This is a genomic window from Streptomyces sp. NBC_00988, assembly GCF_045162645.1.
Taxonomy (GTDB): domain Bacteria; phylum Actinomycetota; class Actinomycetes; order Streptomycetales; family Streptomycetaceae; genus Streptomyces.
Genome location: NZ_CP108730.1, coordinates 1,682,390 through 1,695,520 on the forward strand (window position 1 = coordinate 1,682,390; position 13,131 = coordinate 1,695,520).

At 70.9% G+C, this 13,131-nt stretch carries 11 protein-coding genes; 8 read left to right on the top strand and 3 right to left on the bottom strand.

Annotation, left to right across the window (positions count from 1 at the left end):
* Nucleotide 1: 1 nt before the first annotated feature.
* Nucleotides 2–1,327, bottom strand: coding sequence for a TerD family protein (locus tag OG496_RS07795; RefSeq protein WP_366495388.1), 1,326 nt, complete (start codon nt 1,325–1,327; stop codon nt 2–4).
* Nucleotides 1,328–1,626: 299 nt separating this feature from the next.
* Here OG496_RS07795 and OG496_RS07800 point away from each other — a divergent pair, with 299 nt between their 5' ends.
* The 4 genes from OG496_RS07800 to OG496_RS07815 all read left to right on the top strand — a co-directional run bounded on the left by OG496_RS07800 (nt 1,627) and on the right by OG496_RS07815 (nt 6,276).
* Complete coding sequence (locus OG496_RS07800) at nt 1,627–2,061, top strand: DUF6643 family protein (protein WP_033278532.1); 435 nt, start codon at nt 1,627–1,629, stop codon at nt 2,059–2,061.
* A 42-nt stretch (nt 2,062–2,103) separates the two neighbouring features.
* Nucleotides 2,104–2,928, top strand: coding sequence for an MOSC domain-containing protein (locus tag OG496_RS07805; RefSeq protein ID WP_405970164.1), 825 nt, complete (start codon nt 2,104–2,106; stop codon nt 2,926–2,928).
* 200 nt (nt 2,929–3,128) lie between these two features.
* Nucleotides 3,129–3,734, top strand: a complete 606-nt coding sequence (locus OG496_RS07810; protein WP_405970165.1) for a hypothetical protein — start codon at nt 3,129–3,131, stop codon at nt 3,732–3,734.
* 106 nt (nt 3,735–3,840) lie between these two features.
* Nucleotides 3,841–6,276 (top strand): right-handed parallel beta-helix repeat-containing protein, encoded by a 2,436-nt coding sequence (locus OG496_RS07815; protein WP_405970166.1) that lies wholly within the window; start codon nt 3,841–3,843, stop codon nt 6,274–6,276.
* On the opposite strand, the gene OG496_RS07820 is transcribed toward OG496_RS07815, so the two are convergent.
* On the bottom strand, nt 6,246–8,588 hold the full coding sequence (locus OG496_RS07820; RefSeq protein WP_405970167.1) for a hypothetical protein: 2,343 nt from the start codon (nt 8,586–8,588) through the stop codon (nt 6,246–6,248). The genes OG496_RS07815 and OG496_RS07820 overlap by 31 nt on opposite strands.
* Before the next feature lie 289 nt (nt 8,589–8,877).
* On the opposite strand from OG496_RS07820, the gene OG496_RS07825 reads away from it, so the two are divergent.
* Both OG496_RS07825 and OG496_RS07830 read left to right on the top strand, forming a co-directional pair.
* Nucleotides 8,878–9,705: a DeoR/GlpR family DNA-binding transcription regulator gene (locus tag OG496_RS07825; protein ID WP_366495134.1), complete on the top strand. Its 828-nt coding sequence runs from the start codon at nt 8,878–8,880 to the stop codon at nt 9,703–9,705.
* A gap of 65 nt (nt 9,706–9,770) precedes the next feature.
* Nucleotides 9,771–10,241 (top strand): SRPBCC family protein, encoded by a 471-nt coding sequence (locus OG496_RS07830; protein ID WP_366495135.1) that lies wholly within the window; start codon nt 9,771–9,773, stop codon nt 10,239–10,241.
* 44 nt (nt 10,242–10,285) lie between these two features.
* On the opposite strand, the gene OG496_RS07835 is transcribed toward OG496_RS07830, so the two are convergent.
* Complete coding sequence (locus OG496_RS07835) at nt 10,286–11,410, bottom strand: PLP-dependent cysteine synthase family protein (protein WP_405970168.1); 1,125 nt, start codon at nt 11,408–11,410, stop codon at nt 10,286–10,288.
* Nucleotides 11,411–11,773: 363 nt separating this feature from the next.
* Here OG496_RS07835 and OG496_RS07840 point away from each other — a divergent pair, with 363 nt between their 5' ends.
* Entirely contained in the window at nt 11,774–12,097 is a 324-nt protein-coding gene (locus OG496_RS07840) for a hypothetical protein (protein WP_019058105.1), read from the top strand.
* A 335-nt stretch (nt 12,098–12,432) separates the two neighbouring features.
* Nucleotides 12,433–12,978, top strand: coding sequence for an ATP-binding protein (locus OG496_RS07845; protein WP_366495137.1), 546 nt, complete (start codon nt 12,433–12,435; stop codon nt 12,976–12,978).
* Nucleotides 12,979–13,131: the final 153 nt, after the last annotated feature.

Below are 13,131 nucleotides of genomic sequence, written 5' to 3' on the forward strand. Positions count from 1 at the left end.
CTCACTTGCGACCTGGGGTCCAGTTCATGCCCCACCCGTAGACGCGGTCGACGGTCCGCTGCGGGCTCACCCCGCGGTCGGGGACGAGGTAACGGACCTCGCGCTGGACGACGAGATCGCCTCCGGTGTTGGTGATCAGGGCGAGCGCGCACACCGTGGAGGGCACCGTGCACTCGTCGAGCGCGAAGTCGATCGCGGCGCCGTGCTGCGGCTGGAGGGTGACCGTGGCATGCAGGTCGGCGAAGGAACGGGCGCCTTCGTAGATGGTCACGAAGACGAGGATGCGCCGGAAGTCCTTGATGTGGTCGAGGTTCACGGTGAGGTTCTCGCCGCTCGCCGACGCGCCGGTGCGGTCGTCGCCGTCGAGATGGATGTACGGGGGCCGCTGCAGCGAGCCGTATGCGTTGCCGAGTGCCTGGACGACACCCTTGCGGCCGTCGGCGAGTTCGTACAGGGCGCACAGGTCGAGGTCGAGGTCCGCGTGCATCGCGACCGCCCGGCCGCGCTTGCTGCCCCAGCCCGAGAACTGCTTGCGCACCTCCCAGTTGAGGTTCACGCGCATGGCGCCCGAGGTGCCGCCCTGCTTGGTCAGGGAGACCGAGGGTGCCGCCTTGGTGAGCGTCACCTTGGACAACCGCACCGGGGCCGCCGAAGGGGGCGGGCTCACCGGAGGCGCGACCGGAGGCGGAGGCATGGTCACGGGCGGCTGGACCGGCGGCGGCAGGTTCACGGGCGGCCCGGAGGGCGGCGGCATGGTCACCGCCGGCCCGGCCGGCGCCGGCATGGTCGCGGCCGGTGTCGCCTGCTGCGGCTCGTCCACGGTGATACCGAAGTCGGTCGCCAGGCCTTCGAGTCCGCTGTCGTAGCCCTGGCCGACGGCCCGGAACTTCCAGGCGCCCTGGCGGCGGTAGAACTCGCCGAGCACGAAGGCGGTCTCGACCGTCGCGCCCGTGCTGTCGAAGCGGGCGACCGCGGTGTTCTGTACGGCGTCCCGGACCTCGATGTACAGGTCGGGGACCCGGCCGAACGTTCCGCCGTCGGCGGAGGCGGCGAGGACGATGCGGTCGACGGCGGGCTCCACGCGCGCGAGGTCGACGAGCAGGCTGTCGGTCACCTTCCCGCCGGCGTTGCCCTTGCCCTCGTGGCGGACCGCGCCGGAGGAGTGCGCCGGCTGGTTGTAGAACACGAAGTCGCCGTCGGAACGGACCTTCCCGTCGACCAGCAGCAGCGCCGAGGCGTCCGCGTCCGGGACGCCGGGTCCTGACCGCCAGCCCAATTCGACGCGCAGTGCCGTCGTCGGCACCGGAACATTCGATCCCTTCGGCATCGACATGTCTGCCCCCATATCACGTGTCACCGTGCCAGGACACGCCCCGGCAGCCCATCGGGTGTCTACCCGCACAACCTATTCCCCGGGGCGGCGAACGCCCATGAGGGGCGCGGAAACACCGTCGGTCAACCGCTGGTAACCCGCCGGGAACTAGGCTTTTACCCGATCCGAACACAGGTCGATGCCCTTTTTTGGCAAGTTCGCTCGCATTGGGGATCCCGTGCCACCCCCGACACGGAAAACAACCCTCTAATCGGTCTCCCCAACCAGCACATCGTGGGCTTAACTTATGTGCCATGACCTCCCCCCGCTCCACTTATGGCGGCGGCTACTACTCCGCCTCCTTCCCGGACACCCCGATCTACGACTCCCTCGTGGCCGAGCGGGGTACCCCGCAGATCGCCCCGATCCGGGTCCCCGCCGCCTACGACATGCCGGGGAGCAACCTGCCGGCGCTGCCGTCGGCACTGCCCGCTCTGCCGGCGGGTCCCTCGCAGAACTACGGCTATCCGCAGGCACAGCAGCCCGCCCCGCTGCAGCAGGCGCCCGCCGCCTACATCCCGCAGCAGGCCCCGCCGCGCGGTTACCCCGGGCAGCAGCAACAGCAGCCGCGCCCGATGGCGGCTCCGGCCGGCTACGAGGCGATGCGTCCGGCGGCTCCCCGCCCGGCCCCGGCTCCGTACCAGCAGGACCCGTACAACAACCAGCAGCAGCAGTACCGCGGTTACTGATCCGCACCCTGCGTTGTCGGTGCCACCTGGCACGATGGAGCGATGGGGAATGCGGAGCTGCGGTCGATCCACGTTCATCCGGTCAAGGCGCTCCGGGGCTTCTCGCCCCGGGAGGCTCTCGTGGAGCCTTGGGGACTGGCCGGGGACCGACGCTGGGTGCTGATCGACGACGGGGGAAAGGTCGTCACGCAACGCGAGCACCCGCGTCTCACACTGGCCGCCGCCGAGCTTCTGCCCGGCGGCGGTGTTCGTCTGTCCGCGCCCGGCCGTGACCCGCTGACCGTGCCCGTTCCGGAGCCGGTCACCACCGTGGCGATGGAGATCTTCGGTACCAAGGTCGACGCGGTGCCGGGCTCGGACACCGCGCACATCTGGTGCAGCGACCATCTGGGCTTCGGGGTGCGTCTCGTCCACATGGACGATCCCGCCACGCGCAGGCCCGTCGACCCGGACTACGCGCTTCCCGGTGAGACGGTCAGTTTCGCCGACGGCTATCCGCTTCTGCTGACCTCTGAGGCCTCCCTCGACGCCCTCAACTCCCTTGTCGCGCAAGGGGATCACCCGGACGAGGGCCCGCTGCCCATGAACCGGTTCAGGCCCAATGTCGTCGTCGCTGGCACCGCCGCCTGGGCCGAGGACGACTGGTCGGCCGTCACGATCGGCGAGGTCGCCTTCCGGGTCGCGAAGAAGTGCGGGCGCTGCGTCGTGACCACCACCGACCAGGGCACCGCCGAGCGCGGCAAGGAGCCCCTGCGCACCCTGGCCCGGCACCGCCGTATCGGCGGCAAGCTCATCTTCGGGCAGAACCTGGTGCCCCGGTCGACCGGCACGATCCGCGTCGGTGATCCGGTCCGGATTCTCGCGTAGGCGGAGTTCCGCCGAGAGCGCACGAGGTTCCGCCGAAGAGCGCGCGAGGCGGGAACCCTCCCCGTGGGCCCGGTCGTTGAGATCCCGTGAGAAGTTCATGAGAGGCCCGGTGAGAGGTGATTTCGCTCTCTCTTTGCCGGGGCTCTTGGGTGAACGGCCACACCTGGAGTTATCACGGAGCGGGAAGGGGGTGCGGGACGGTGGGAGCAATCAGGGGTCTGTGGCGTTGGCGGCGCAATCCGCTGCGTCGCGCGACCGATCTGGTCGAGGCCTGGCTGGCCCTCGTGGTCCTGCTGGTGGTCCTGGTCGCCGCACCCGCGATCGGTTCGCTCGTCGGCATGGTGGCGCAGGACAGCCTGCAGCGGTCGGTGCGGGAGCAGCGCGCGGTCCGGCACGTCGTGACGGCGACGGTGGTCAAGAAGTTGAAGGGGGCCGAGCTTGACCCCGACCCCGACTCGTCCACCGCGCGGGACATCCGCAGCAAGGTCCTCGCCGACTGGACCGCCCCGGACGGCACCACCCACCACGGCTCGGTGATGGCGAGCCTCAACACCCCGCACGCGGGCGACCACTTCAGGCTCTGGACGGACCAGCAGGGACACATAGTGGCCCGCCCGCTGGACTCGGCCACGGCGACGACCCATGCCGTGCTCGCCGGGCTCGGCGCGGCACTGCTGACCGCCGGGCTCGTCGACAGCGGCAGACGGTTCGTGCTGTGGCGCATGGTCCGCCGCAGGTACGCCCGTTGGGACCGGGCGTGGGAGCGGGCGGGCCCGGACTGGGGCCGGACCGGCACCGGCAGCTGACAGCCTTCCGGCTCTGGTCAACCCACCGCCCGCACGCACGCTACGGTGGACCGGCGAAGGCTTCGGCATCAACCCGCGTACCACGAGGTGGGGGCACAGCAGCGCCATGGCACAGGGCACGGTCCAGGTGACGCACACCGGTACATCGCGGTGGCGGCGCCGCACAGGTGAGTACGCGTCGCTCGCCGCCGCCCTGGAGGCCGCGGCCGAGGGCGACGTACTGACCGTCGCTCCCGGCACCTACCGGGAGAACCTCGTCGTGCAGCGGTCGGTGACCCTGCGCGGCCCCGAGGGTTCGCCCGGCTCGGTGCGCATCGCGCCCCTGGACGGCGTGCCGCTGACCGTCCGCGCCTCGGCGATCGTCCAGGACCTGCATGTCGAGGGCCAGGACTCGGCCGCGCCCGCCCTCCTTGTCGAGGACGGCGCACCGGAGTTGACGGACCTTCGGATCGTCACGCGCTCCGCGTCCGGCATCGAGGTCCGCGGCGGTGCCCGCCCCACCGTGCGGCGCTGCACGGTCGACAACCCGGCCGGCATCGGGATCGCCGTACTCGACGGCGGTGGCGGGGTGTTCGAGGAGTGCGAGGTCGTCTCGGCCGGCCAGGCGGGCGTCGCGGTCCGCGGCGGCGGCCACCCGCGCCTGGAGCGCTGCCGTATCCACCACGCCTCGGGGGTGGGCCTGTCGGCGACGGGGGAGAACTCCGCGCTGGAGGCGGTGGGTTGTGAGGTCTACGAGACGCGGGGCAGCGGCGTCCAGATCACCGGCCGGGCCACCGCGCACCTCACCGACTGCGATGTGCACCGTACGGCCGCGGACGGCGTCACGCTCGACACCGACGCGGTGCTGACGCTGGCCGACTGCCGCATCCACGACATCCCGGAGAACGCGGTGGATCTGCGTTCCCGTTCGGTGCTGACGCTGACCCGGACGACGGTGCGTCAGTTCGGGCGCAACGGACTGTCGGTGTGGGACCCGGGCACGCGCGTGGACGCCAACCAGTGCGAGATCTTCGACAGCACCGGCGACTACCCGGCGGTGTGGGTCAGCGACGGCGCGACCGCGGTCCTCGACTCGTGCCGGGTGCACGACGTACCGGACGCGCTGTTCGTGCTCGACCGCGGCTCACGCGCGGACGTCGTCGACAGCGACATCTCCCAGGTCCGCAACACGGCCGTGTCGGTGAGCGACGGCGCCACCGCGCAGCTCGACGACTGCCGGATCCGGGACGCGGCCACGGGCGCGTGGTTCCGTGACCACGGCAGCGGCGGCACCCTCAACAACTGCACCGTGGACGCCACCCAGACCGGCGTGATCGTCACCAAGGGCGCCGACCCCACCATCGAGCGCTGCACGGTCGACTCCCCCGCCGAGGCGGGCTTCTACGTCTCCGCGGGCGGCCGGGGCACCTTCCTCGGCTGCCGTGTGACGGGCAGCGGCGGCTACGGCTTCCATGTGATCGACGGCTGCCGTACGACGCTCAAGAAGTGCCGTACGGAGCGATGCGCGCGCGGCGGATACGAGTTCGCGGACGCCGGACCGGACGCGGCGCCCGGCACGGGACCCGTCGTCGAGGACTGCACCAGCGACGAGAGCGGCCTCAAGCCGCCCACCACACACGAGACAGCCGTGGAGACGGCGAGCCAGTCGACCAGCGTGCTGGGCGCGATCCCCACCCAGCGCACGGCCGAGCAGGACCCGCTGATCCCCGCGACGGACCCGGAGAAGGAGTCCCGCTCCTCCAAGGACGTCCTCGGTGAACTCGACGCGCTGGTCGGCCTGGACAGCGTCAAGCGCGAGGTGCGCGCCCTCACCGACATGATCGAGGTGGGCCGCCGCCGCCAGCAGGCCGGCCTCAAGGCGGCCTCCGTCAAACGGCACTTGGTCTTCACCGGCTCCCCCGGCACCGGCAAGACGACGGTCGCCCGGCTCTACGGCGAGATCCTCGCCTCCCTCGGAGTCCTGGAGAAGGGGCATCTCGTCGAGGTGTCCCGCGTCGACCTGGTCGGCGAGCACATCGGCTCCACCGCGATCCGCACCCAGGAGGCCTTCGACAAGGCGCGCGGTGGAGTCCTGTTCATCGACGAGGCGTACGCCCTCTCTCCGGAGGACTCGGGACGCGACTTCGGTAAAGAAGCCATCGACACGCTCGTGAAGCTGATGGAGGACCACCGGGACGCGGTCGTGGTGATCGTCGCGGGCTACACGGCGGAGATGGAGCGGTTCCTGTCCGTCAACCCCGGTGTGGCGTCCCGTTTCTCACGGACCATCACCTTCAGCGACTACAACCCCGAGGAACTGCTCAGGATCGTCGAGCAGCAGACCGAGGAGCACGAGTACCGGCTGGCCGAGGGCGCCTCCGAAGGGCTGACGAAGTACTTCACCGCGATCCCCAAGGGCGCCGCGTTCGGCAACGGCCGCACCGCGCGGCAGACCTTCGAGGCGATGGTGGAGCGGCACGCGAGCCGGGTCGCCCAGTTCGAGGAGCCGAGCACGGACGACCTGACCCTGCTCTACGCGGAGGACCTGCCCGAGCTGCCCTGAGGCGGCACCTCGGGCCGCAGCCGGGCCAGCAGCCGCTCGCGTTCCTCGGCGAACACCGGGTCGGCCTGGTAGTCGGAGTGGCCGAGGATCGGCGCGGGCAGCGGATGTCGTGCCGTACGGCCGTACTCCAGTGGGTCCTTGAGGGGTGGCTCGTGGTCGACCTCGGGGCCGCAGTCGCCGGACACGCGCACCGGGCCGCCGATGGGGTCGGTGAGCCGGTACAGATTGCGCCAGCAGTCGACCTCGCGGTGCAGTCGGGTCAGCGCGGCCGGTCCGAAGTGGGCCGGGAACCAGCGGCCGTAGAGGCGCTCCAGGGGTGAGCCGTAGGTGAGCAGGGCTACGCGTTTGCGTTGGGCGGGTTTGAGTTGCCAGGCCGCGGCGGCGGCGAGGACGCTGCCCTGGGAGTGGCCCGAGATGACGAGGCGGCCGCCGGTGGCGCGGGTCCAGGTGGCCATCCGCCAGGTCAGGTCGGGGACCGCGCGCTCGGCGTAGCACGGCGGGGCGAAGGGGTGGGCGGCGCGCGGCCAGAAGGTGCCGACGTCCCACAGGATGCCGATCGTGCGCCGCGCGGAGGCGTCCTTGTAGGCGCGCCTGCCCCAGGTGACGAAGAGGATGAAGCCGAGCCCGATCAGCCAGGAACCGAGGCCCTGCGAGGTCTGGGCGGCGCCGTGCACGAAGGCGTGGCCGTCCCCTCCGGCGCGTTCCGGTGTCCTGTCGGTGGTGAAGGCGCCGACGAGCGCACCGGCGCCCAGGAGCAGGGTCGCGGTGGAGATGACGGCGACAAGGAGAGGGCCACGGTCGGTGAGCGCGGCCATCGCGCGCGTGCTCGCGATCCGGGCGGTGCGCGCCCGGTCCCTGCGCTCGCCCGGGTAGTCGCGCGCCACCGCGGCCAGCTCGCCACGGCGCAGCCGCCAGGTGCGGTGGCCGATTCCGGCGCAGAGGACGAGGACGACGACGAGCAGTGTCGGGATCACCGAGGCCAGCCAGGTGAGCAGGACGGGCGGGCCCGCGATGGACGTCCCGGTGCCGTCCAGCCAGTCGGAGACCCGCTGCGAGACCCCGCCGGACATCACGCCGCCCAGGGCGCAGGCCAGCATCGCGACGGCCGGTCCGCCGAGGCCCCGCATCGCGGAGCGCGGATCGGGGTGGGTGCGGTGCAGGAGATGGGCGACGACGGCCAGGACGATCACCAACAGGCCCTGGACCAGGGCGATTCCGCCGAAGGCGGTGTCTCCGGGCAGCCGCCCGGACGACTGCCACCCCGGGCGCGACCAGCCGGCGTAGAGGAGGGAGACGGCGAGCAGCAGGAGCGCGCCGAGCGGCAGGCGGCGTACGAGACGGCGGTCGAGGGCCTGGTCGAGGCGGTTCTCGCTGCGGCCCCGGCGGCACACTACGTAGACCACGACGAACGCGAGGCCGGCGAGTGCGGTCTCCAGGAGTGTGCCGAGGCGGGCCAGTGGGTCGGAGCCGTCGGGCCCGCGGTCGAAGCGGGCCGCCGAGACGGTGACGGCCGCGGCGACCATGAGGAGGCCGGCCGCCGTGTGGGCGGCGCGCAGTCGGGCGACCAGTCGGCGGCCGTACCAGAAGCCGGGGCGGCCCAGGGAGCTGTGGCCGGTCTCGTCGTCGGGCTCGGGCCGGCGGTTCATCGGCTGCTGGGACTCGTACTCGCTCCAGGTGCGGCGGGAGAGGTACCAGAGGAGGACGGTGAGCGCGGTCGGCACCAGGGCGGCGAGCGCGAGGCGGCGGCCGGGGCGGCTCCACCAGCTGTCGTGGGACATCGTGGGCGACAGGAAGCCCAGCCAGGTGTGCCGTTCGGCGCACGCGCGCGTGCCGGCGCACTGCCAGGCGACGAGATCGAGGGCGACCTCGCAGGCGGCCGCGACGAGCAGCACGGTCAGGGTCAGTCCCGCGAGCCGCACCAGCAAGCCGTAGAAACGCACCGTCCGTTTCCGGTCGCGGGCGGTGGGGCGCATCCAGTGCGCGAGGTTGACGACCATGAACGGCAGCAGCAACAGCCACAACGCGCGCGTGCCGTTGCCCGAGGTGAGGTTGCACCAGACGTAGGCCTCGCGGATCGGTCCGGTGCGCTGGTCGGCGGGCCGGGACTCGGCGTCCACGTCGGCAGCGCGCCGGAAGACGGCCGCCGTGTCGTCGCCGGTGATCCGCACCGTTCGTGGATCGCCGAGCATTTTCTCGGGTGTGGTGCCGCCGACTCCGTGGACCAGGAGTTCCAGGGCGGGTTCGGTCTGATCGGGCCGTCCGGCGAGGCTCTTCGGCTCGCTCGTGACGGCGTGTTCCTGTACACGCTCCACTGTTCGCACATCCCCCGTGACGCACTGTCTGTCTGTGTCCGTGTGCACACCAGCATCGTCCTTTCCGGCGCGTCGCACACGCCCCGTCACCGAATCTCCCCGATCCGTGTGACACGCGAGCGACGGATGATGACCGGATGACATGTGCGCGTCGGGACAGGCGGTGGCGCGGTGCTTGCGGGGGCGTGCGAGGATTGGGGCGTCCGCGCACCGCCGCCGGGGAAAATGTCCTGGTCGGGGCGGGCGCGCGGGCAGTCTGACGGGTTGCGGCGAAAGGACCGGAGCGTACGTGAGTGAGAATCAGAACCTCCTCGCGGAGCAGCGGCGCGCCCTGATCCTCGACGAGGTCCGGCGCCGCGGTGGCGTCCGCGTCAACGAACTGACCCGCAAGCTCGGCGTGTCGGACATGACCGTGCGCCGCGATCTCGACGCGCTGGCCCGCCAGGGCGTCCTGGAGAAGGTGCACGGCGGAGCGGTCCCGGTCGTCGAGGCGAGCACGCACGAGCCGGGCTTCGAGGCGAAGTCGGGCCTGGAGCTGACCGCCAAGGAGGACATCGCGCGGGCGGCGGCGGAGTTGGTCGCGCCGGGCACGGCGATCGCGCTCTCGGGCGGCACGACGACGTACGCGCTCGCGCATCACCTGCTTGAGGTCCCCGACCTCACCGTGGTCACCAACTCGGTGCGGGTGGCGGACGTCTTCCACGCGGCGCAGCGGACCTCGGGGCAGCGGCAGGGCGCGGCGACGGTCGTGCTGACCGGTGGAGTGCGCACCCCCTCCGACTCGTTGGTGGGGCCGGTGGCCGACCAGGCGATCGCGGCGCTCCACTTCGACATGCTGTTCCTCGGCGTGCACGGCATATCGATCGAGGCCGGCCTGTCGACCCCGAACCTCGCGGAGGCCGAGACCAACCGTCGGCTCGTGCAGTCCGCGCGGCGGGTCGTGGTCGTCGCCGACCACACCAAGTGGGGGACGGTGGGCCTGAGTTCGTTCGCCGCGCTGGAACAGGTCGACACGCTCGTGACGGACGCGGGGTTGCCGGCGGAGGCGCGCGCCGATATCTCCGAGCATCTACGGCTCGTGGTGGCGGGCGAAGTCGGTGACGGGGCAGACATCTGATGCCCCGTCAGCTAAGGTGACCCCTTCCCTGACCCCAACTGCCGTTGCGTAGCGGAGGTTTGACCATGGCTCACCGTCTACGTCCGGTGGGGATCGACTTCGTCGAGACCGCGCCCGTACGACTGGTCTTCGCGCGGGAGGTTGCCGCGCCGCCCGACGCCGTGTTCAGTGCGCTCGCCGAGGATGTGGCCGGCTGGAGTGAGTGGTTCTCGGCGGTGACGGCCGCACGGCCGACCGGGGACGGGGCGGGGCGAGAGATTCGGCTGCGAGGTGGGACACGGTTCGACGAGACCGTGTTGGTGGCCAAGTCACCGGAGACGTACGCGTATCGGGTCGATGTGACCAATGCGCCGGGGATTCGCGCGTTGGTCGAGGAGTGGCGGTTGACTCCTGTCGAGGGTGGGACTCGGGTTCAGTGGACGTTCGCCGCGGATGGGGCTGCGGTGTTTCGGGGTGTGTTGCGGTTGGCGCGGCCCGGGTTGGGGAGGGCGTTCAGGGATGCGGTGACGGCGCTGGACCGGCGGTTGGCCGGCTAGGGGTCCACGGAAGCTGGAAGTTGCCCAACCGGCGTTCGTCCAGCTCAGGTTGGCCATACTCCCGTTGCCAGAAGCGTCGCGATCGCCTTGCTGTACGGGGCGATGTCCAGGCCCTGTTCCGTCAGCCACGTGTCCGAGTAGTACTTGTCCAGGTAGCGGTCGCCCGGGTCGCACAACAGGGTTACCACGCTGCCCTGTTGGCCGGTTGCGACCATCTCGGCGATGATTTTGAGGGCGCTCCAGAGGCCGGTGCCGGTGGAGCCGCCCGCCTTGCGGCCGATGGCTTGTTCCAGCGCTCTCACTGCGGCGACGCTGGCCGCGTCCGGGACCTTCATCATGCGGTCGATGGCGCCGGGGACGAAGCTCGGTTCCATCCGGGGGCGGCCGATGCCCTCGATGCGGGAGCCGCAGTCGCGGGTGACGTCCGGATCGCCGGTGGTCCAGCCCTCGAAGAAACAGGAGTTCTCCGGGTCGGCGACACAGACACGGGTGTCGTGCTGCATGTAGTGGACATAGCGCGCGAGAGTCGCCGAGGTACCGCCGGTGCCGGCCGTCGCGACGATCCACGCGGGCTCCGGGAAACGCTCCAACTCCAGCTGGCGGAAGATGGATTCGGCGATGTTGTTGTTGCCGCGCCAGTCCGTGGCCCGCTCCGCGTAGGTGAACTGGTCCATGTAGTGGCCGCCGGTCTCCACCGCGAGGGTGGCCGACTCCTCGTACATCTTGCGCGGGTCGTCCACGAAGTGGCACTGCCCGCCGTGGAATTCGATCAGGCGGATCTTCTCGGCGCTGGTCGTGCGCGGCATGACCGCGATGAAGGGCACCCCGATCAGCTTGGCGAAGTACGCCTCGGAGACCGCCGTCGAACCACTGGATGCCTCGATCACCGGGCGGGCGGGCCGGATCCAGCCATTGCAGAGGCCGTAGAGGAAGAGGGAGCGGGCGAGGCGGTGTTTGAGGCTGCCTGTGGGGTGGGTCGACTCGTCCTTCAGGTACAGGTCGATGCCCCACTGCTCCGGGAGCGGGAACCGGAGCAGGTGGGTGTCGGCGGAGCGGTTGGCGTCGGCCTGGACCTTGCGGACGGCTTCTTTCAGCCAGCTCCGGTAGGCGGCGTCGCTGCGGTCGACGTCGAGGGTGGCACCGGTCTGGGCCTGGGGGGTGGTGCTCACGGCGGGGCTCCTTACGCGTTGCGCCGACGGCGCCTCGCGCGGCCGACGCTTCGATCATATGCACCTTCCGCACGCTTCTCACCTGCATAAACATGCCTTTGGGCGGCTCAAAGGCGGCCCTGGGGGCAGGGCTTCGGCGGGCTTGCGATGCGCTGGCGACGGGTTTGCTACGGCTTTGCGATGCGCCGGCGACGGAGCTCGGGGGCGCACTCGCGCGAGTGCTCCGGATACTTACCGTGACCGGGTGGTACGTACTGGTGCTCGACGGCCCAGGCGGGCAGACTGCACCGGAGCGGGACGAACGTCCTGAACGGGGGCGCACACTGGATCACCAGATGTCCTGGACCAAGGGGGCGGGGAAGCATGGCGGAGCCGGAGTTCACGGCCACGGGCGTGCGGATCGGGAAGCGGCTGCGTTCGCTCACCCGGGCCGGACAGGTCCGGATCAATGACGGCAGGCTTGAGTTGCTCACCAGTTACGGCAGCGAGATCGACAGCGCGCCGGTGCAGGCGGTGCGTGCGTCGAAACCCTGGTTCGCACCCGAGGATCGGGCGCTGGCCGACCTCAACGGCAACAGGTATCTGTTGACCCTCGGCGAACACGACCCCGCGCCCGGGCAGCCGGGTCCGCCCGCGGCACGCCGGTTCATCGAGGCCGTGCGCAAGGCGGCTGGGCGGGGCGGCTGAACCTCGCGGCGGGTTCTCCGTGCGGCGGCCCATCCGTGCGGTGGAGCGGTCGCGCGGTGGAGTGGCCGGGGCACGTGATGGAGCGACCGGTCCGTGCCGTGGAGTGGTTCATCCGGGTCGCGCAGCGGCTGTTCCGCGCCATTGAGGAGCAGAGGCCGGCCGCGAGTTGCGGGACCGCGGCTCCTGAGCCACTCTGGTCTCACGTCACTCTGGGTTTACCGGCGATAACGCTGCGAACCAGCCCGCCGGACACAACAGCAGGCGGCCGTTTCTCCGACCACCTCGCTGGATCCGAACTCCGTGTTCTTCCGGACCTCAGTCGGGGAGTCGCAGCCGTGATCAGTCACCCAAGCAGGCACTGCACGGTGGAGCTCCAAGCCCTGCCGTCGCGGATCGGCCAGGTCCGCAGAATCGTATCTGCGCAATTGCGCTACTGGCATCTGGATCCTCTGATAGACCGGGCCGCGCTCGGTGTCACAGAGCTTCTGACCAACGTCCACCGGCACGCCCAGCCCGACAAGACGTGCGTCGTCGAGATCGAGCTGCTGCTGGACCAGCTGATGGTCTCGGTGCGCGATCGCGATCCCCGGCTTCCGGTGGTGGGCGACATCGACGAGGTTTCGCCTACGGCCACTTGTGGCCGGGGGCTCGCGATGGTCGCCGCGGTGAGCGAGAACTGGGGGGTGCGGCCGGACGGTGAGTCCGGCAAGGTCGTGTGGTTCACGCTCACCGCACCCTCGTCCGCGACGGCTACGCCGGCTCGTCCGCCGCGCCGTACGGCCGCGGAGAAACCCGCGCACCGGTTCGTCACCGAGGTCGAGCACCCGGTCGACGGCCACCGGCCCCAACACGCTCCCGCCCGGTCCGCCGTTGCCGGTTGATCGGGCGGTGATTCGTTATGGGTTGCGGGGGGGGCGTCTCCTGGATGCCCGAGGCGGGGCTGGTGCCTTCATGTTGAGACAGCGAGGTTGTTGGGCCGGCCGGTGTTGAGACGGCGCGACACCCACGGCAGCACCTTCTTTTGGTTCGGTCGC

Bases quoted from the DNA above. Each gene is read 5' to 3' on its own strand.
- OG496_RS07795 (WP_366495388.1), bottom strand. From the start codon at position 1,327: ATGCCGAAGGGATCGAATGTTCCGGTGCCGACGACGGCACTGCGCGTC.
- OG496_RS07800 (WP_033278532.1), top strand. From the start codon at position 1,627: ATGACCTCCCCCCGCTCCACTTATGGCGGCGGCTACTACTCCGCCTCC.
- OG496_RS07805 (WP_405970164.1), top strand. From the start codon at position 2,104: ATGGGGAATGCGGAGCTGCGGTCGATCCACGTTCATCCGGTCAAGGCG.
- OG496_RS07815 (WP_405970166.1), top strand. From the start codon at position 3,841: ATGGCACAGGGCACGGTCCAGGTGACGCACACCGGTACATCGCGGTGG.
- OG496_RS07830 (WP_366495135.1), top strand. From the start codon at position 9,771: ATGGCTCACCGTCTACGTCCGGTGGGGATCGACTTCGTCGAGACCGCG.
- OG496_RS07840 (WP_019058105.1), top strand. From the start codon at position 11,774: ATGGCGGAGCCGGAGTTCACGGCCACGGGCGTGCGGATCGGGAAGCGG.